Annotated in this window: 14 protein-coding genes, 1 tRNA gene and 1 riboswitch; of the genes, 11 read left to right on the forward strand and 4 right to left on the reverse strand. The window is 70.0% G+C overall.

Annotated elements, in window-relative coordinates:
• Window positions 1–41 precede the first annotated feature (41 nt).
• Window positions 42–2,879, forward strand: a complete 2,838-nt coding sequence (gene ppc / locus FBY41_RS02795; protein WP_141841886.1) for a phosphoenolpyruvate carboxylase — start codon at window positions 42–44, stop codon at window positions 2,877–2,879.
• 59 nt (window positions 2,880–2,938) lie between these two features.
• Here ppc and FBY41_RS02800 read toward each other — a convergent pair whose 3' ends face one another.
• Window positions 2,939–3,910: a helix-turn-helix transcriptional regulator gene (locus FBY41_RS02800; RefSeq protein ID WP_141841887.1), complete on the reverse strand. Its 972-nt coding sequence runs from the start codon at window positions 3,908–3,910 to the stop codon at window positions 2,939–2,941.
• A 61-nt stretch (window positions 3,911–3,971) separates the two neighbouring features.
• On the opposite strand from FBY41_RS02800, the gene FBY41_RS02805 reads away from it, so the two are divergent.
• Together FBY41_RS02805 and FBY41_RS02810 are read left to right on the forward strand one after the other, a co-directional pair.
• On the forward strand, window positions 3,972–4,631 hold the full coding sequence (locus FBY41_RS02805; protein ID WP_221629194.1) for a DinB family protein: 660 nt from the start codon (window positions 3,972–3,974) through the stop codon (window positions 4,629–4,631).
• A gap of 13 nt (window positions 4,632–4,644) precedes the next feature.
• Window positions 4,645–5,253: a DinB family protein gene (locus FBY41_RS02810; RefSeq protein WP_141841888.1), complete on the forward strand. Its 609-nt coding sequence runs from the start codon at window positions 4,645–4,647 to the stop codon at window positions 5,251–5,253.
• 531 nt (window positions 5,254–5,784) lie between these two features.
• On the opposite strand, the gene FBY41_RS02815 is transcribed toward FBY41_RS02810, so the two are convergent.
• Window positions 5,785–8,103, reverse strand: coding sequence for an immune inhibitor A domain-containing protein (locus FBY41_RS02815; protein ID WP_141841889.1), 2,319 nt, complete (start codon window positions 8,101–8,103; stop codon window positions 5,785–5,787).
• A 173-nt stretch (window positions 8,104–8,276) separates the two neighbouring features.
• Window positions 8,277–9,020, reverse strand: coding sequence for a dienelactone hydrolase family protein (locus FBY41_RS02820; RefSeq protein ID WP_141841890.1), 744 nt, complete (start codon window positions 9,018–9,020; stop codon window positions 8,277–8,279).
• 97 nt (window positions 9,021–9,117) lie between these two features.
• Here FBY41_RS02820 and FBY41_RS02825 point away from each other — a divergent pair, with 97 nt between their 5' ends.
• The 6 genes from FBY41_RS02825 (at window position 9,118) to FBY41_RS02850 (ending at window position 17,729) form a co-directional block, all read left to right on the forward strand.
• The gene (locus tag FBY41_RS02825; RefSeq protein WP_141841891.1) at window positions 9,118–9,948 is read left to right on the forward strand and encodes a CPBP family intramembrane glutamic endopeptidase; all 831 of its coding nucleotides are present in this window, start codon (window positions 9,118–9,120) and stop codon (window positions 9,946–9,948) included.
• Window positions 9,949–10,055: 107 nt separating this feature from the next.
• Window positions 10,056–11,687, forward strand: coding sequence for an HNH endonuclease signature motif containing protein (locus tag FBY41_RS23260; RefSeq protein WP_185748857.1), 1,632 nt, complete (start codon window positions 10,056–10,058; stop codon window positions 11,685–11,687).
• Window positions 11,688–11,805: 118 nt separating this feature from the next.
• Window positions 11,806–13,398 (forward strand): dolichyl-phosphate-mannose--protein mannosyltransferase, encoded by a 1,593-nt coding sequence (locus FBY41_RS02835; protein WP_141841893.1) that lies wholly within the window; start codon window positions 11,806–11,808, stop codon window positions 13,396–13,398.
• Between the two features lie 68 nt (window positions 13,399–13,466).
• Window positions 13,467–13,539, forward strand: a tRNA-Ala gene (locus FBY41_RS02840).
• 158 nt (window positions 13,540–13,697) lie between these two features.
• Window positions 13,698–13,928, forward strand: a riboswitch (cobalamin riboswitch).
• 289 nt (window positions 13,929–14,217) lie between these two features.
• Window positions 14,218–16,734, forward strand: a complete 2,517-nt coding sequence (locus FBY41_RS02845) for a ribonucleoside-diphosphate reductase subunit alpha (RefSeq protein ID WP_141841894.1) — start codon at window positions 14,218–14,220, stop codon at window positions 16,732–16,734.
• The gene (locus FBY41_RS02850) at window positions 16,731–17,729 is read left to right on the forward strand and encodes a ribonucleotide-diphosphate reductase subunit beta (RefSeq protein WP_260439523.1); all 999 of its coding nucleotides are present in this window, start codon (window positions 16,731–16,733) and stop codon (window positions 17,727–17,729) included. The genes FBY41_RS02845 and FBY41_RS02850 overlap by 4 nt, the downstream gene beginning before the upstream one ends.
• 116 nt (window positions 17,730–17,845) lie before the next feature.
• Here the strand turns inward: FBY41_RS02850 and FBY41_RS02855 are convergent, their stop codons facing one another.
• On the reverse strand, window positions 17,846–18,235 hold the full coding sequence (locus tag FBY41_RS02855) for an ArsR/SmtB family transcription factor (protein WP_221629195.1): 390 nt from the start codon (window positions 18,233–18,235) through the stop codon (window positions 17,846–17,848).
• A gap of 90 nt (window positions 18,236–18,325) precedes the next feature.
• Between FBY41_RS02855 and FBY41_RS02860 the strand changes: the two genes are divergently transcribed.
• Entirely contained in the window at window positions 18,326–18,793 is a 468-nt protein-coding gene (locus tag FBY41_RS02860) for an ArsI/CadI family heavy metal resistance metalloenzyme (protein WP_141841895.1), read from the forward strand.
• Between the two features lie 176 nt (window positions 18,794–18,969).
• Complete coding sequence (locus FBY41_RS02865) at window positions 18,970–19,917, forward strand: DMT family transporter (protein WP_141841896.1); 948 nt, start codon at window positions 18,970–18,972, stop codon at window positions 19,915–19,917.
• The last annotated feature ends 23 nt before the right edge of the window (window positions 19,918–19,940 follow it).

Below are 19,940 nucleotides of genomic sequence, written 5' to 3' on the forward strand. Positions count from 1 at the left end.
CAGGAAACCCGCTCGAAACGTCCACGCGGTACCACTGGTTCATGAGCACCCAGGGCCGCACCACGACCGAGCAGCTGATCGAGGCCGACCGCCGTGAGCCGAACGTCGCGACGTTCGCCGCCGGCGTCTCCTCGGCGCAGCAGCACGCCGCCCTCCGCGCGTCGGTGCGCCAGCTCGGCGCGCTGCTCGGCGAGGCGCTGACCCGGCACGAGGGCCCAGAGCTGCTCGACCTCGTCGAGCGCGTCCGCCGGCTCGCCCGCCAGCCCGAGGACGACCAGCTGCGCGCGACCCTCGCCGGGGTCGACGCGAAGACGGCGGTCGTGCTCGCCCGAGCCTTCACCGCCTACTTCCAGCTCGTCAACGTCACCGAGCAGCTCCACCGGTGGCAGGAGGTGACGGCGGTCGACGAGGGTCCGCTCGCGTCGGCTGTCGGCCGCATCGGCCACGCCCTGGAGGACGGCAGCCTCGACCGCGACCTGCTCGTGCGCGTGCTCCAGCGGCTGGAGTACCGCCCCGTCTTCACCGCGCACCCGACCGAGGCGACCCGGCGGTCGGTCACCGACCTGCTGCGGCGGATCGCCGACACCGTGCAGGCCATCGAGGACCCTCGCCGCCCGGCGGCCGACCTGCCGCGGCTCCAGCGACGCCTCGCCGAGCTCGTCGACCTGCTGTGGCAGACCGACGAGCTGCGCATCGTGCGCCCCGAGCCCACCGACGAGGCACGCACCGCCATCTACTACCTCCACACGATCGCCGCCAGCGTCGTGCCCGACCTGCTCGCCGAGCTCGACCGCACGCTCGCGACCATCGGCATCGAGCTGCCGCCGCAGGCCCGCCCACTGCGCTTCGGCGCCTGGGCCGGCGGCGACCGCGACGGCAACCCCAACGTCACGCCCGCCGTGACGCTCGAGGTCATCGGCCTGCAGCACGACGCCGGCCTGCGCGAGATCATCGCCGGCGTCGAGGAGCTGCTCTCGGAGCTCTCGTCGTCGACCCGAGTCGTCTCGGTGACGGACGAGCTGCGGGCGAGCCTCGAGCGCGACGCCGAGGCCCTGCCCATCACCTACAACGCTGTGAGGCGGCTCAACGCCGAGGAGCCCTACCGCCTCAAGCTGAGCTTCGTGCGGGTGCGTCTCATGCGCACCCGCGACCGCCTCGCCCACGGCACACCGCACGAGCCGGGGCGTGACTACGCCGGCTTCGACGAGCTGCTCGCCGACCTCGTGCTCATCCGCGACTCGATGCGTGCCGGTGGCGCCGAGCTGACGGCCGACGGCTCGATCCTGCGGCTGACGCGCACCGCCACCGCGATCGGTCTCGGCCTCGCGACGCTCGACATCCGCGAGCACAGCGACAAGCACCACGCCGCACTCGCCGACCTCTACGACCGCATCGGCGAGCTCGAGCCGCCGTATGCCGCCCTAGACCGGCCCGCACGCATCGCCCTCCTCTCGCGCGAGCTCGGCTCCAGGCGCCCCCTGACAGGCACGGGCGTCACGGACCTCGGCGTCGCCGCCGCGGCCTCGCTCGACCTCATGACGACCATCCGCACGGCGCTCGACACCTACGGCCCGGAGGTCATCGAGACCTACATCGTGTCGATGACGCACGACATCGACGACCTCTTCGCCGTCGTCGTCCTCGCACGCGAGGCGGGTCTCGTCGACACCGGGTCCGAGACCGCACCTGCGTCGGCCCGCATCGGCTTCGCGCCGCTCTTCGAGACCGTGGCAGAGCTGGAGGCAGCAGGGCCGCTCCTCGACGCACTCCTCAGCGACCCGGCATACCGCCGCGTCGTCGCGGCCCGGGGTGACGTGCAGGAGATCATGCTCGGCTACTCCGACAGCTCGAAGGACGCGGGAATCGCCGCGTCGCAGTGGCAGATCCACCGCGCGCAGCGCGCGCTGCGCGACATCGGGCGCCGTCACGGCGTCGTGCTGCGCCTCTTCCACGGTCGCGGCGGCTCGGTCGGACGCGGCGGCGGCCCGACCGGCGAGGCGGTCATGTCGCAGCCCTACGGCAGCCTCGACGGGCCGATCAAGATCACCGAGCAGGGAGAGGTGCTGAGCGACAAGTACACCCTGCCCGGTCTGGGGCGCTTCAACCTCGAGGTCGCCCTCGCAGCGGTGCTCGAGGCCTCGGTGCTGCACCGCACCTCACTGCTGCCCAAGGACGTCATCGAAGGCTGGAACGGCACGATGGACCTCGTCGCCGGCAGCGGGCAGCGCGCCTATCGCGGCCTCGTGCGCGACCCCGGGCTGGTGCCCTTCTTCGTGTCGGCCACCCCGGTCGACGAGCTCGGCAAGATGAACATCGGGTCGCGCCCGGCCAAGCGACCCGGCGGGGCGGGCGGGCTCGAGGACCTGCGCGCCATCCCGTGGGTCTTCGGATGGACCCAGTCGCGGATCATCCTGCCGGGCTGGTTCGGTGTCGGGTCGGGGCTCGCGGCGGCTCGTGAGGACGGCCGCGGCGACACGCTCCGCGAGATGTACGGCTCGTGGGCCTTCTTCCGCACGTTCCTGTCCAACGTGCAGATGACCCTCGCCAAGACCGACCTCGACATCGCGGCGGGCTACGTGCACGAGCTCGTGCCGGCCGAGGTGGCAGGCCTCTTCGAGACGATCCGCGAGGAGCACGCCCGCACGCTCGAGGAGGTGCTGCGCGTGACCGGCCAGACGGCGCTGCTCGAGTCGGCGCCGACGCTGCGCCGCACGCTCGAGCTGCGCGACAGCTACCTCGCGCCGCTCCACGCGCTGCAGACCTCCCTGCTCGCGCGGTCACGGTCGGTGCCGGACGAGGCCGATCCCGACCCTGACGTGCAGCGCGCCCTGCTGCTGACGATCAACGGCATCGCAGCGGGCCTGCGCAACACCGGCTGACCTCTCGAACCCCTCGAGTCGCCGCGCTCTCCCACCCGGGTCGGTGACGACGCGGGCACTCAGCTCTCGGGGGCCGCCGCGGCGGCGAGGAGGCGCTGGGCCTGGCGGGTCATCGCCTCGCGCAGCTCGGGTGGCCCGAGCACCGTCATCGGCCAGGGCAGGAGGGCGAGGTGCAGGGCCATCGAGTCGAGGTTCTGACCCCCGGACTCGAGGATGCAGTGCGAGCGGCCGTCGGCCGTCACGGTGCCGACCGACGACGGAATCCGTTGATCGACAATGGATTTCGAAGCCTCGATGCGCACCCGCGCGACGTGGTCGTAGGCGCCGACCGTGATCGCCCGGCGCACGAAGTCTGCGGCGTCGGGTGCCTCGCGTGGCCGGAAGCGCCACCCGCTCGTCACCGGCTCGGTCATGCGGTCGAGCCGGAAGGTGCGCCAGTCGTCTCGGTCGAGGTCGTAGGCGAGCAGGTACCAGCGGCGCCCGGTCGCGACGAGGCGGTAGGGCTCGATGCGGCGTTCCCCCTCACCCCGCGGGCCGGCATACCGGAAGGTGACGCGCTCGCTCTCGCGGCACGCGCGGGCGAGCAGGAGGAGGGTGCGCGCGTCGACCGCGGGCGTCGTCGCGTCCAGGGTCACGGTCGCCTCGTGGATGGCCTCGACCTGCGCACGGAGCCTCCCGGGCAGCACCTGGTCGAGCTTCGCGAGGGTGCGCACGGCGGCCTCACCGAGACCCTCGACCGTGCCGCCGGCGGCGAGACGCAGGCAGACCGCGACCGCCACGGCCTCGTCGTCGTCGAGCAACAGCGGCGGCAGCCGTCGGCCGGCGCCGAGCTGGTAGCCACCGCCCGCGCCGTGGGTGGCGCGCACGGGGTAGCCGAGCTCACGGAGCCGGTCGACGTCACGCCGCACGCTGCGGGTCGTCACGCCGAGCCGCGCGGCGAGCTCGGTGCCGCTCCAGACGGGCCGGCTCTGGAGCAGGTCGAGCAGGCGCAGCGTGCGCGCGGTCGGACCGCCTTCGGTCGTTTCGGACATGGGTCCAGCATCGCATCCACTGCGGACAGATACTGTCCTATATGGCTGTCACGATGAGTCCATGACAGAGACCCAGAGCACGACCGAGACCCCGAGCACGACCGCGGACGCGACCCCCGAGACGAGTGCCCACGTGGACTGGCAGCGGGTCCTCATCGACCAGCTCGACTGGCACTGGACCAACCAGCTGCGGCCGCGGCTCGACGGGCTCACCGACGAGGAGTACCTCTGGGAGCCGACCCCGGGGGCGTGGAACGTGCACCCGCGCGGCCAGGGCTCGACCGAGCTCCAGGGCGGCAGCGGCGAGCTGACGATCGACTTCGCCTACCCCGAGCCGGTGCCTGCGCCCGTGACGACGATCGCGTGGCGCCTCGCGCACGTCATCGTCGGCGTGCTCGGCGCCCGCGTGCACAGCCACTTCGGCGGCCCTGAGGCCGACTACCAGACCTTCGACTACGCCGGCACCGCCGACGACGCGCTCGCCCAGCTCGACTCGGCGTATGCCGGGTGGATCGCAGGCGTCCGTCGCTGGGGAGCCGTCGAGCTCGCCGAGCCATGTGGTCCCGCCGAGGGTCCGTTTGCGGACTACTCCCGCGCCGAGCTCGTCGCCCACATCAACCGCGAGGTCATCCACCACGGCGCCGAGATCGCCCTGCTGCGTGACCTCTTCGCCCACCGCAACGACTCACGAACGACTGACGAACGACTGACGAACGACTGACAGGAGCACCGACATGCCCGCACACGTTTCCCCGGTCGCCGACGAGCGCGAGAGCCTCATCGCCTACCTCGACCAGCAGCGAGACGCCTTCGCGACCGTGGCCTTCGGCCTCACCGAGGAGCAGATCCGCGTTGCGCCCACGGCAGGCACCTTGACCATCGGGGGCCTCATCAAGCACGTCACCACCTGTGAGCGCGGCTGGACCGCGCGCATGGCGGCAGCGCCGGAGGCCCCGCCGCCACCGCCGCAGTCCTTCGAGGAGCGGACCGCCGCCTGGGGCGACGACTTCCGCGTCACCGAAGAGGACACCCTGGACGCGCTCCTCGCGGCGCTGGCCGCCCAGGGCGAGGTCACGCGCTCGGTGCTTCGTGATGCCGACCTCGGCGCCGCCGTGCCCGTGCCTCGCGATGCGCCGTGGTTCCCGAAGGACGTCGAGGCGTGGTCGGTCCGTTGGGTGGCGATGCACATCGTCGAGGAGCTCGCGCGCCACGCAGGGCACGCCGACATCGTCCGGGAGTCGATCGACGGGGCGACGATGTACGAGCTCGTGGCCGCGCGGGAGGGTTGGCCCGAGACCCCGTGGCTCAAGCCGTGGCGGCCGTCGGCGCAAGCCGTCAGCTGACCAGCCGGCCGCGAGACGCCTTGCACGACAGGGCAGCTCACGGCTGGAGTCATGAGGTCTGAAGACCCGCAGACAGGCGAAGGGCCCTTGGGAGTATGAGTCTCAAGGGCCCTTCTGGGGTGATCGGTCGATGTGACGCTCCCGATCGACTGCTCTTCTGCTCCGGTCCCGGTCGCCGCGTCACCCGGCTTCCGCAGCGGGTTGCCCCGCTGTGTGGACCCTCGTCTCCGAGCCGTCCCGCTCTCCCCGAGAGGAGGGCGTGAGAGATTTCTATCCCCCCTTTGCCCTGCCCCGCAAGGGAATCCGCGAGGTATTTCACCCGTCCACAGGCTGTCGGCGCGTCGTCCACAGGAGCTGCTCGATTCTCCACACGACGGGAGCGCCAGTGCACAGGTTGTGCACCGAGCCTGTGGATGACGGGGCTCGGAGTGCACCCGCTCCGTGGTCGTCGAGGGTGGCACCGAGGACAGCATGACGAAGCGGGCAGGGTCTGCCCTGCCCGCTCCGTCACACCTCAGGGTGCGCTGGGTCCTACTTGTTGACCGTCACCTGCATGAAGTCACCCTGCGCCGACGTTCCGACGACACGGATCTTCGTCCCGGTGTTGGGCACCTGGACGCTCGACCAGCCGAAGTTGCCCGTGGCAGGGTTCGGTGCCACCCAGTAGCTCTTCGAGTCGTCGAAGACCGGGGTCGCCGGCAAGCTGGCGTAGCACTGCTTCACGCTGTTGGCGTGCAGGCAGATCGGGTCCGTCTTCTCGAGCCCGAAGGTCGAGTCGTAGGACTGGATCCGCGGCCGCCACACCTTGCCGTTGTCGGGCCGGACCAAGAGCGCTGGGTGCGCATCGACCGGCAGGTAGAGCCCGCCGCAGCGACCGGCCAGGCAGTTGTCACCGATGTTGTTGTCGGCGAACGAGGTGTCGTAGTACCAGACGAGCAGACCGTCCTGGTAGGGGAAGTGCTCCACCCAGTTCTGCTGGTTCGGGTCGTCGAGGAAACCGAAGTTGTACGGACCCGTCTTGAGACCGGCGTCGTAGCCGCGGTAGTTGCGGTACTCGGCGAAGTAGGCGTTGAAGAAGGACTGCGTCACCGTTCCCGTCGTGCTGCTGAAGCCGTCGAAGGTCCACCCGGGGTCGGACTCGGCGCCGTCGAGAGGCTGCCCCGTGATGTCGATGTCGTCGACTCCGAAGCCGGTGTCGGCGACAGCCCCGTCGGTCCAGTAGCGGAAGCCGAGCGTCACCGTCTGGCCGGCGTACGCGGAGAGATCGGCCGCCAGGTCGACCCAGGTGTTGCTGGAGCTGCCTGTGATGCCGTTGCCGAAGTTCTGGCCGTTGGGGTTGGTGGCCGTCGAGAGATTCGTCGCGACCGGGGAGCCGTTGACGGTGAGGTAGGCGTAGTCCCAGTCGGTTTCGATGGAGTAGCGCACCTTGGCCGCGAGCGCGACCGTGCCGGCGGGCAGCGTCACCTGACGGGTCATGGTGTTGTCGAGGTCGTTCCCGGAGCCGGAGTGGTAGAAGTTCGACCCCGCGTACGGATCACCGATGGTCGCCGTCAGCTTCTTGTCGGGCAGCACCACCACCAGCTGCTGCGCCTGCTTCGTCGTCGCTGAGGCCGGGCCCAGCTTGACCGCGGCCGACTGCCCGTGGCCCATGAACAGGTAGTTCGACCAGCCGAGGAAGATCTTCTCGTAGGCCGACATGGGGATCGGCTTGGTCCCGATGCCATCAGCGGGCTTGCCCGAGCTGCCGTAGGAGCCGGACGAGTAGAGCGTCCAGAAGCCCGTGGAGTTCTCGGCGCCGCCGGTGTTGCCCGAGGTGTCGTAGAGGTCGGGCAGTCCGAGGTCGTGACCGAACTCGTGGGCGAAGACGCCGACGCCGCCGTTCTCCGGCTCGACGGTGTAGTCGCCGATCCAGAGGTTGGAGTTGCCGACCCTGATGCCGCCGAGCTTGTTCTGGGCGGGGCCGGTGAAGCCGATGTTGTTGTAGAAGGCGTACCAGCGGTGCGACCAGATCGCGTCGGTCCCCTGCGCGCCTCCGCCGGTCTCCTCACCCTCGCCCGCATGCACCGACTGGAAGTGGTCGATGTAGCCATCAGGCTCGTTGAAGTTGCCGTTGCCGTTGTAGTCGTAGCGGTCCCAGACGTCGTACTTCGTGAGGGCCGCGTTGATCTCGTCCTCGCTCTTGCCCGCCGCGAGCTGGGCGTTGTACCAGGCGTTGACGGAGTCGCGCACGAAGAGCCAGGTGCGGGAGCAGACGATGCTGCCGCAGTAGTTCGAACCGTAGTTCGCTTCGTTGAAGGGCACGCTCACCCAATCGGTGACGTCGCCGTTGACCGTGTAGCGGTTCGAGCTCTGCTCCTTGTAGAAGTTGCGCATCGAGACGGCGCCCGGAGCGTCGGAGAACAGCAGGTTGCTGAAGTAGGTCGGGCTGAAGTCCGCGGTCCAGATCGTCGAGTTGTCGACGGCCCGGTCCGGCTCGGGGATCTGGTTGTGGACGGGCCCCGCCGTCCCTCCGTAGGTGGGACTGACCGTCGTGCCGAACTCGCCGAGCACCGTCCAGATCGTGTCCTCGCCCTCCCGGGCGAGCTCGACGTACTGCCCCTTGGCGATCTTCGCGACCTTGGTGTCGGGAGCGAGCTTGCCCGACAGCTTGAGCTGCACGCCCTTGGCCCGCAGCGCCGCCTGCTTCGTGCCGAGCGGGTGCTCGAGGCTGTCCCGTCCCTGCTGAACCTGCGGATCACCGCCGCCGGGCGGCGCCGCGCCGCTGACGGCAGAGGCCGCCGTGGTGTTCAACCCGAGGGTGAGGGCGATCGCTAGTGCCCCCGCCGGGATCGCCAGAACGCTCTTTCTCATGACAAGCCCTTCGACGCTGGACTCCCCCGAGGCGCAGGCACACTCCCACGCAGGGCGAGCGTAGGGCTCGGAGCCGCAGCGCGAGAGGCGTTTCCCAGACTTTGCTCAGGCTCACCTCAGGCTCGGCTCAGGCTCGGTTCAGGCTCGGCGCCGACGGGTGGCTGGGGCGAAGCTCACGCGATGCCCGGCCCGCGCAGTCGCTCCTCGAGGAAGCCGACGACCCGCTCGACGGCGTCGGGGTGGCGATGGTCGGTCAGCGTCGCGTGCCCGTGGCCCGCGAGCTCGACCCGGATGAAGGCGTCGCCGAGGAGCTCGGTGAGGGTGTCGAAGCGGGTGCCGGTCACCCAGTCGTGCTCGTAGCGCACGCCGAGCACCGGGCAGCCGTCTGCAGCGCGGCGGGCGACGGCTTCGAGGTCCGCGTCGGAGAGGTTGACGTCGCCGGCGCGGCGCCTGCCGAGCGGCAGCGGCGTCGCCGGCTGGGCGACGACCGGTGCGACGACGACGGGGTCGACCATCATCGCCAGGGCGAAGCCACCCGTGACGCACATTCCGACCGCACCGACGCCGGGGCCGCCAACGTCGTCGTGGAGCGCTCGAGCGAGGCTGCGCAGCCACGACGCGAGCGGCGCGGTCACCCCGGTGGCGAACATCGTGAACTCCCGGGTCACGCAGAGCCGCGGGATGACGAGCGCGCCCTCGTGCCGGCGGGGGCGCGAGTGCGAGCTGCCGAAGAGGTGCGGCATGACGACGGTGAAGCCGTGCCCGACGAGCTCGTCGCCGAAGGCGATGACCTCGGGAGTCAGCCCCGGGCTCTCGTGCATGACGACGACGCCGGGCCCCTCGCCGCGGCGGTAGGTCGGGTAGTCGTTGCCCTCCGCGGCGTGGCGACCCGCCTCCCACTGGGCGAGCAGGCTCACCGCGCCACCACCTTCCCGTCGTCGCCTGGCCGCGAGCGGCCCCTCTGACGTGCCGAAGTCCTCTCGGCCCTCCTTGGCCCAAAAGTACAGTGACGCCATGACGCCACGCCGGTATGCCGGGATGTTCGCTCCCACGGACCGTGACCCTGCACCGGTGGTCGAGCCCACGGCACGACGCGCCGTCGGCGTCGAGACGGCGCTCGTGCTCGGCGTCAGCCTCGGCGCGTCGGCGGTCTGGGCGATCCTGTCGATCATCGAGAAGCTGACCCGTCCGGTTCCGCTGTCGCAGCAGACGACGGCGATGAACCAGTCGGCGACACCAGGGCGGCCGTGGCTCGACCTCGCCTACCAGCTCGTCGGGATCGCCTTGCCGCTCGTCGCGGTGGTGCTCGCGATCTACCTCCTCAACACGGTGGCGCGACCGTCGGTCGACGTGCGGGCCGGGCGCTTCATCGGGCTCGACCGCACGCAGCCCGGCCGTGACCTGCTGCGTGGGGTGGGGCTCGCCGCCCTCATCGGCCTGCCCGGGCTGGCGTTCTACTTCTTCGCAAAGGCGATCGGCATCAACACCCAGGTGTCGGCGGCGAACCTCCAGGCCGTCTGGTGGTCGGGGCCGGTCCTCGTGCTGTCGGCCATCGAGAACGCCGTGCTCGAGGAGGTCATCATGGTCGGCTACCTCTTCACCCGCTGGCGCCAGATCGGGTGGTCGTGGCCTCTCGTCATCGGCCTGTCTGCCGTCATCCGCGGGACGTACCACCTCTACCAGGGCTTCGGCGGCTTCGCGGGCAACATCGTCATGGGCCTCGTCCTCGGACTCGTCTTCATGCGCACGCGCCGCGTCATGCCGCTCGTCGTCACGCACTCGATCCTCGACATCGTCGCCTTCGTCGGCTACTCGGTGCTGCGGTCGCGGGGCATCTCCATCTGAGGGGGAGATCGGCGAATCCCGCTGTCTCCGAGCGCAATCGCGTGTGGACAACCTCTTGCATCTAGGTCGAACAACTGTTCTACTAAGGGGGTCAGGGAGGAGAAACCATGCCGTTCACGTGCGACTCGCGGTCGAGTCTCGAGAGCAGTCTCGAGCGTGGATTCGTCCTGACGATGGACGCGCGGATAGATCGTCACGTGGCCCGCTCGGTGCACCGCATCGTCGGCCGTCTGATCGCCGAGACCTCCTCCATCGCGCAGCCGGGTCGAGCCGACGAGGAGGCCGTCGCCGGTCGCGCCACGGCACGCCGGCCCGTCGAGGCGAGCGGAGCGCAGGACAGCGCCACCGAGGCGACAGCCGACGATGTCGTGGATGTCGAGACTGTCGAGGACGCGGCGAGTGCAGCCTCGTTCGAGGCGCTGATGGCCACCGATCTCGCCTGCTTCGAGGGCGGGCAACGCGTCAAGGGCATGGCGGACGACCACCGGCTCGAGGCCCTGGCCCGCCTGCACGCCACCGCACTCGCCGAGCTCGAGGCGCGCCACGCCCAGTCCTGGGTCGACCGCACTCCCCTCTCGGCCCGCGAGGCCGTCGTCATGGAGGTCTCCGCCGCGACAGGGCTGTCCCAGAGCGACCTGTCACTGCGCCTCGAGCTCGCCATCGGCGCACCTGCCCGCACTGCCTTCCTCCGTGAGCAGGTCCGCACCGGAGCCACGACCCTGCACCGAGCGTCCGAGCTCGTCCGCGAGACCCGTGAGCTCGACGACGAGCATGCCGACCACGTCGCCCGCGCCGCCCTCGCCCCGACCCGCGACGGGTCCGGCCTGTCAGCAGCGCTGTTCCGCCAGCGGCTCCGCCGCGCCCTGCTTGCCGCCGACGCCGACCAGGCGGCCCGACGCCGCGCCGCCCGGCAACGCATCGGCGCCCACGCCGAGGTCTTCGACGACGGCACCGGCCGGCTCACGGTCACCAACGACGCCGAGAAGATCGTGGCCGCCATGGACCGAGCCGACGCCGCGGCCCGTTGCGCACGGGCGGCCGGCGACCCCCGCTCGCTCGACGAGCTGAGGGCCGACTTCCTCACCGGGGCGGCCATCACCGGCTGGGCCGACAGCGACGCCGGATTCGCCCAGCAGCCGCCGTCGCCGGCCGGCCAGGCCGTCGTCGTCGTGCCGTTCGAGACAGCCCTCGGACTGTCCGACCTCCCGTGCGAGCTTCCCGGCCACGGCTTCGTCGGCGCGCAGCACGCTCGCGAGATCATCACCGCACCCGGCTCGATCTGGCAGACGCTCCTGGCCGACCTGACCACGGGCCGCGCCCTCGCACTCTCCCGCCGCGCCTACCGCCCCACCCGCGAGATGGTCGAGTACGTCCGAGCCGTCGACGGCACCTGCCGTGGCCCCGGCTGCACCGTCCCGGCCCGACGCTGCGACCTCGACCACGACGTGCCGTGGCCGCACGGCCCGACCGACCCCACGAACCTCACCGCGAAGCACCGCCAGCACCACCGGGTCAAGACCGCCGGTTGGTGGGACTCGTCCCGCGACGACGACGCCGTCATCACCTGGCACACCGCGGCCGGCCGGAGCTACTCCACCTACCCCAAGGACTGGCTCGACGGCCATCGCCCCGGCGATGGACCACCCACGACGCGCGGCCCGTCGACCGTGCCCGCGCCAGAGCTGGAACCCCCGCCCGAGCTGGAACCCCCGCCCGAGCTGGAACCCCCGCCCTTCTGAGGAGCGCCTTCCGCAGACGCGACGCGCGGCCCGCTGGCCGGCCACGCGAGCGTGCCCCGACCCGGCTGACCGCCGAGCCTGGACGTCGGACCGAGCCACACTGCATACACTCTCGCCCATGAACTCGGCCCGGCAGGTGCGCGCTCGCCTGCTCGGGGACCCCGCCGACGACTACCGTCTCAACCGGCGCACGGCGGGCCGGATCGCGTGGCTCGGGTGGCTGGGGCCGCTCTTCTTCGCCACCGTCGGCGGCATCATGCGCTTCTGGCACGTCGGCGCACCCCACAAGCTGATCTTCGACGAGACGTACTACGTCAAGCAGGGCTGGTCGATGGTCCTGTTCTGGTTCGAGATGAAGAACGACGACCTTCTCCAGGAGGCGCAGCAGGTCGACCAGCACTTCACCGCCAACGACCCGTTCATCTACGGCACCCAGGGCGACTTCGTCGTGCACCCGCCGGTCGCGAAGTGGCTCATCGGTTGGGGCGAGATGCCGTTCGGCATCCTCAACTCCTTCGGATGGCGCTTCTCCGTCGCCCTCGCCGGCACGCTCTCGATCCTCATGCTCGGGCTCATCGCCCGACGCCTCTTCCGCTCCGACCTGCTCGGCACGGTGGCCGCGGCGCTGCTCGCGTTCGAAGGCCATCACTTCGTCCACTCACGCACCGGCCTGCTCGACATCTTCGTCATGTTCTTCGGTCTCGCCGGGTTCGGCGCGCTGCTCATCGACCGCGACCGCGCCCGGGAGGTCCTGGCCCGCAAGGTCGGTGACCGTCCCCGCGCAGCGACGTCCTACCTCGGTCCGTGGCTCGGGTGGCGCCCCTGGCGGTGGGTGGCCGGCGTGATGCTCGGGCTCTCCACCGGCGTCAAGTGGTCGGGCCTCTACTTCGTCATCGCCTTCGGCCTGCTCACCGTGCTCTGGGACCTCGGGGCCCGCCGCGCCGCAGGCGTGCGCGGCTGGACCGCCGGCACCGCGGTCAAGGACGCCCCCTACGCGTTCGTGCAGATCGTCGGCGCCGCCCTCGTCACCTACGTCGCGAGCTGGACCGGCTGGATCCTCAGCAAGGGCGGCTCCTTCCGCAACTGGGCGGACACCAACCCCACGCCCTACACCTGGCTCCCGGACTGGTGGCGCTCGCTCTGGGCCTACCACCAGCAGATGTTCGCCTCGACCCAGGCGATCAACGCGCCCCACCCGTATCAGACGAGCCCGTGGTCGTGGCTCATCCAGGGCCGGCCCACCTCGTTCTTCTGGGAAGGGCCGAAGCTGGGCACGGAGGGCTGCACGGTGGACTCGTGCGCCAAGGCGATCACCTCGATCGGCACCGTCTCCATCTGGTGGGGCGCGACGATCGCGATCTTCGTGCTCCTGTTCATGTGGGCACTGCGTCGCGACTGGCGCGCGGGGGCGATCCTCTGCGGCGTCGCCGCGGGCTACCTCCCGTGGTTCGCCCTCTCCGGCCGCACGATCTACTCGTTCTACGAGGTCGCGTTCGTGCCGTGGATCGTGCTCGCCTGCGTCTACGTGCTGGGCCTCCTCATCGGCGGACGCGGGGCCTCGCTGACGCGCCGCCGGGTCGGCTACGGCGTCCTCGGCGCCTTCGTCGTGCTGACGATGGTCCTCTTCGCGTTCTTCCACCCCATCTACGTCGCCGACGTCATCCCGCTCACCGAGTGGCAGCGCCGCATGTGGTTCCCGAGCTGGGTCTGAGCCCCCTTCCGATAGCGCCCGCCGATTGGGTATGCCGTCCGGCGTGGTGTTAGCATTCACGCGCACCAGGGGCTGTGGCGCAGTTGGTAGCGCGTCTCGTTCGCAATGAGAAGGTCAGGGGTTCGAATCCCCTCAGCTCCACCGAAGACAAACCCCGTCCCATCTGCTCATCACGCAGAGGGGCGGGGTTTCTCTGTGTCATGTTCTCGCGCACGCACCAGAACTGAAGGCGGCCCGGCGGGCGACGGGCGACACGCCGCGCAACATGTGGGGTGCGCAGCGTCATCAATCACTAGGGATAGTGTCTGCTCTGCAGCTGGTTCGGCATCTCAGCCAGAGATGCCGTCGCAAGAGGGAACCCGGTGTGAGTCCGGGACTGCCCCGCAGCGGTGAGTGGGAACGACCGTCGTCAACAGCACTGGGCCGATCAGGCCTGGGAAGCGGCGACCAGTAGGAGACGGACCGTCCGAGGAGCTCGGGCGGTGTGCATGCCCGCGAGTCCGAAGACCTGCCAGCGCGCCGCGTGAGCCTCACGCGGTGGTCCGACAGCCCCGAGGGAGGGCTCGTGGACATCGGCCGACCGCGTGTGGGCGACCCTGTCGACCTCGCACGCGTGGCACCTGACTCCACGCACCTCCTCTGGCCTGGCGGGCCGTTCGCCCACGCTGCGAGGAGACAGCCGTGAACACCCCACTGCAGGACCCCGTCGACCGGACCGCACCGGCGCTCGGGACCCGAACGCATACAGACGACGAGCACCGAGACGGGTCCGCCCATGGGCCCGGACATGCGAAGCAGGCCACCCCGTCACGAGTCTCGGTGACCAAGCGTGACGGGTCGCGTGAGCCGTTCGATGCCGATCGGATCAACCGTGCCGTCGAGCGTGCCACCGCGGGGCTGGACAATGCCGTCGGGCTGACGGTCCAGATCGCGTCCGAGCTCGCCATCACCCTGTTCGACGGCATCACGACCGAGCAGCTGGACCAAGCCGCGATCCATGTCGCCGTGCAGAACGTCAAGGACGATCCGGCGTTCGACCGGGTCGCGGGGCGCCTGTTGCTCAAGACGATCTACAAGCGCGTCCTCGGCGGCTACGAGTCGTCGCGTGAGCTGACCTTGCTGCACCGGGCCCGCTTCCCGGGCTATGTCCGTGAGGCCGTCGAGGACGGTCTGCTGGACTCGCGTCTGGTCACGCACTTCGACCTCGAGCGCCTCGCCGATGCGCTCGACCCGGAGCACGACGAGCTGCTCACCTACATCGGGGTCACCACGATGCGCAACCGCTACCTGCTGGCCGGGCCGGGCGGCTCGGACGTCGAGGTGCCGCAGTACTTCTGGATGCGGGTGGCGATGGGCCTGTCAGTCAACGAGGACGACCACACGCAAGCGGCGCTGCGCTTCTACCGTGCGATGGCTCGGTTGGAGTACCTGCCGGCCGGATCGACGCTCGTCAACGCCGGCACCCCGCAGCCGCAGCTGTCCAACTGCTTCGTGATGCAGATGGAGGACGACATCGAGCACATCGCCAAGAGCGTGCGCGACGTCATGTGGATCACCAAGGGCACGGGCGGCATCGGGCTGTCGGTCACCAAGCTGCGGTCGGAGGGCTCGCCGATCCGCAGCAACAACACCACGTCGACGGGCCCGATCCCCTTCATGCACACCATCGACTCGACCCTCCGGGCGATCTCCCGGGGCGGCAAGAAGTTCGGGGCCCTGTGCTTCTACATGGAGAACTGGCACCTCGACTTCCCGCAGTTCCTCGACCTGCGCCAGCAGTCCGGCGATCCGTACCGCCGCACCCGGACGGCGAACACGGCGGTCTGGATCTCCGACGAGTTCATGCGTCGGGTCGAGCGCGATGACACGTGGTACCTGTTCGACCCGCTCGAGACCCCGGACCTCGTCGAGCTCACCGGGGCCGCCTTCAGCCGCCGATATGCCGAGTACGTCGAGCTGGCCGAGCAGGGACGCCTGCGCGCCTACCGGACCGTCCGTGCCCGCGAGCAGTTCACCGCGATCCTGGTCGCCCTGCAGACGGCTTCGCACCCGTGGTTGACGTGGAAGGACACCATCAACCTGCGCGCGCTCAACGACAACACGGGCACGATCCACCTGTCGAACCTGTGCACCGAGATCACCCTGCCCCAGGATCGCGAGAACACCGCGGTCTGCAACCTCGCATCGGTCAACCTGTCGCGGCACCTGACCACCGGCGCGGGTCGGTCTCCGGGCGAGCTCCTCGACATCGGCAGGGCCGTCGACTGGGTCCGCCTGGAGGCGACGGTGCGCACGGCGGTGCGCCAGCTCGACAACCTCATCGACATCACGCTCTCGTCCGTGCCGGAGTCCGAGCACTCCAACGACGCCAACCGAGCCATCGGCCTGGGGCTGATGGGCTTCACCGACGTCGTCGAGCGGCTCGGCATCACCTACGGCGGCGAGGAGTCGCTCGAGCTCATCGACCGGGTCACCGAGTTCATCAGCCACACCGCCATCGACGAGAGCGCCGACCTGGCCCGCACCCGCGGCTCCTACCCCAACTTCGCCGGCTCCGGCTGGTCGCGCGGAGAGGTCCCGTTCGACACCATCGCCCGCCTGGAGGCAGACCGCGGCGTCGCTGTGGAGGTCGACCGAACGTCGCGCCTGGACTGGGAGAGCCTCCGACAGAAGGTCGCCGGCGGTATGCGCAACGCCACCCTCATGGCCGTCGCCCCCACCGCGTCCATCGGGCTCGTGGCCGGCACCACGCCGGGACTGGACCCGCAGTTCTCCCAGCTGTTCAGTCGCACCACGAGCTCGGGCAAGTTCCTCGAGGTCAACCGCAACCTCGTCACGGCACTCAAGGACCTCGGCGTGTGGGAGCAGGTGCGCGAGGAGCTGCTGCGCTCACAGGGAGACGTCCAAGGCATCGACGCCATCCCCACCGAGGTGCGAGAGGCCTACCGCACCTCGTTCCAGCTCTCGCCGTATGCGTTCCTGCACGTCGCAGCCCGCGCGCAGAAGTGGGTCGACCAGGCCATCAGTCGCAACATGTACCTGGAGACCCGTGACCTGGCGCAGATGGCCGACATCTACACGGCCGCGTGGCGCATGGGCGTCAAGACCACCTACTACCTGCACGTCAAGCCCCGTCACACCGCAGAGCAGTCCACCGTTCGGGTCAACAAGGCGGCTACCACCGGACGCTCCGCCGGCGGTTTCGGCTTTGCGCGAGCCACACCGAGTGTCGAGCCGTCGGAGCCGTCAGAGCCGGCAGAGCTGCTGGTGACGGAGGAGGCGGTCGCCTGCCCCACGGACCCCCAGGAGCGACTGGACTGCGAGGCCTGCCAGTGAACACCGACACCGCCCAGCCCATCCTCGGCGCCGGAATCAGCGAGGGCCGGCTGCTCAAGCCGATCCGCTATCCCTGGGCCTACGAGCTGTACGAGCAGGCGGTCGCCAACACCTGGTTCCCGCACGAGGTCCAGCTCGGAGAGGACCTGGCCGACTTCGCACGGATGACCGACGAGGAGAAGCACGCCGTCACCTTCCTCATGAGCTACTTCAACCCCAACGAGCTGCTCGTCAACAAGGCCCTGGCCTTCGGCGTCTACCCCTACGTCAACGCCCCCGAGGCCCACCTCTACCTCGCCAAGCAGATGTGGGAGGAGGCCAACCACTGCGTCGCCTTCGAGTACGTCCTGGAGACGTTTCCCATCGACCGAGGCGCCGCCTACGCCGCCCATGTCGAGACCCCGTCGATGGCTGCCAAGGAAGCCTTCGAGGTGCGATACCTGACCCGGATGACCGAACGCACCCTTGACATCACCACGCTCGAAGGCAAGCGCGACTTCGTCCGCAACTTGGTGGCGTACAACGTCATCCTCGAAGGCATCTGGTTCTACAGCGGTTTCATGGTCGCGCTCAGCTTCCGGCAGCGGAACCTGCTGCGGAACTTCGGGTCACTCATCGACTGGGTCGTCCGCGACGAGAGCCTGCACCTGAAGTTCGGCATCAACCTCGTGCTCACCGTTCTCGAGGAGAACCCCGAGCTGCAGACCGGGGACTTCGCCGATGAGATCCGGCAGATGATCCTCGACGCTGTCGGGCTCGAGGAGCGCTACAACCACGACCTGCTCCCGCACGGCATCCTCGGCCTCAACGCCGACTACATCAACACCTACGTGCGCTACCTCGCCGACCGCCGTCTCGAGGAGCTCGGCTTTCCCGCACACTATGGCGTCAGCAACCCGGCCAAGTGGATGGCCGCGGCCAACGACACCCTCGAGCTCGTCAACTTCTTCGAAGCCACCAACACCAGCTACGAGGTGAACGCCCGCACCTCCTGAGCTGATGCGGGCGCCTCCGTCACCGGAGCGAACCCGCGAGCACGGTCGTCCCTCGCCGATCACTGCCGGCGTCCGCGCCTGTCGCGGACGCCGGCAGCTCGACGTTCATGACGTTGTCACCGGCGAGGCGTGACCGCCGGGGTCTGCGAAGCCGTGTCCGAGATCAGCGCCGCGAGCGCCGCCATGGACTCGGGGCTCGAGCGGTAGTACACCCACACGCCGCGCTTCTCGCGCTCGAGCAGGCCCGCCTCGTGCAGCACCTTGAGGTGATGGCTGATCGTCGGCTGCGACAGCTCGAAGGCGTCGTTGAGGTCGCACACGCAGGCTTCACCCCCCTCGTGCGAGGCCACGAGCGAGAGCAGCCGCAGGCGGACCGGGTCGGCGAGCGCCTTGAGCACCGGCACGATCCCCTCGGCTGCCTCCGGGCTCAGCGGCTCCCGGCTGAGCGGGGAGCAGCAGGCCACGGCCTCGACGGGACTGAGCGTCAGGAAAGGGGAGTTCGACACCCATCGATATTGACAGATGTCGATGCATACGGCAATGTCGACTCCAGCAAGACATCAACATCCATCGATATCCCTTTCAGAGGAGACCTCATGAGCCGCGTCCAGCTCGCCCTCAACGTCGATGACCTCGACGCCTCGATCGCCTTCTACTCCGCCCTGTTCGGCGCCGAGCCGGCGAAGATCCGCCCCGGCTACGCCAACTTCGCCGTCACCGAGCCGCCGCTCAAGCTCGTGCTCATCGAGAACCCCGGTCAGGGCGGCAGCCTCAACCACCTCGGTGTCGAGGTCGCCGACGTCGACACCGTCGACTCGGAGCAGACCCGACTCGCAGGACACGGCATGGCCACCGTCGACGAGCGCGGCACCACCTGCTGCTATGCCACGCAGGACAAGTTCTGGGTCCACGGCGCTCCCGACGGCGAGCGGTGGGAGGTCTACACCGTCCTCGCCGACAGCCCCACCTTCCGCGCGGAGCCCACCGACGAGGGGGACTCCTGCTGCGGCACGCAGTCGAGCGGGCCGCAGCCCCTGACGATCGGCAGCCCCGCCCGCTCCTGACCTGACCGGAGGCGACGAGCCCGGACACGAGCCTGGTAACCAGCCCGGACACGAGCACGGCAACCAGCCCGGGCACGAGAGTCCGGACCTTCGACCCTGACGGGCGCGGGCGTCGGGCCGGTAGACCGAGAGCAGACAGGACACCGGGACCACCGCCCAGCCCCGAGGCGCACCGCATGAGTCGAAGCCCGACGCAGGAGCACCGCAGTCCGGCCGGCCGCTCGGGCGCGGCCGGCCGGAGAGCGGCGCCTGCCACCGCCGCGCTGCTGGCCGCGACCGCGGTGTGGGGCTCCACCTTTGTCGTGACGAAGGAGTCGGTCGACGAGCTGGCTCCGGCGTCGTTCCTCACCTGGCGCTTCGGCATCGCTGCGGCGGCGCTCCTGCTCCTTCGCCCGACCGCTCCACGCGGGCTGGCCCGCGCCGACGTCGGGCGCGCCACGGCCCTGGGAGTCTTCCTCGCAGCAGGCTTCCTGCTCCAGACCACCGGGCTGCTGCACACCCTGGCCGGCGTCTCCGGCTTCCTCACCGGCGCAGCAGTGGTCCTCACGCCGCTCGTGGCCGCTCTCCTCTTCGCCGAGAGAGTCGGTCGCAGCGGCTGGACCGCCGTCGGCCTCTCCGCGGTCGGCCTCGCTGCGTTGACCGGCGGGGTCAGCCTGCCCTCCCCCGTCGGCATCGTGCTGACCCTGGGAGGAGCAGCCTTCTTCGCCCTGCACATCACGGGCCTCAGCCAGTGGGCCACCCGCCAGAACGCCTACGCCCTGACCAGCGTCAGTGTCACCACCGCGGCCCTCCTCTGCGCCCTCGTGGCCGGCCTCACCGGGGGCGTCGCCGTCCCCCGGACGTCGTCCGGCTGGGGCGCCGTCGCCTATCTCGGCGTGGTCGCCACCTGCATCGGCTTCGGCGTGCAGGCCTGGGCGCAGAGCGCGCTGAGCGCCACCACCGCGGCGGTCGTCATGACCATGGAGCCGGTCTTCGCCGCCGTGCTGGCCCTCGCCCTGGGTGAGCGCGGAATCGGCCTGTGGGGGTGGATCGGTGGCCTCCTCGTCGTCATCGGCATGGCCCTCAGCGAGCTCGGACCTCGCGACTGCTGCGACGCGCAGTCGCCCCGGATCGACTGCTGCTGACCTCAGGGCGTGACGAGCAGGTC

It is taken from the genome of Humibacillus xanthopallidus (assembly GCF_006716675.1).
In the GTDB taxonomy this organism is placed as follows: Bacteria; Actinomycetota; Actinomycetes; order Actinomycetales; family Dermatophilaceae; genus Humibacillus; species Humibacillus xanthopallidus_B.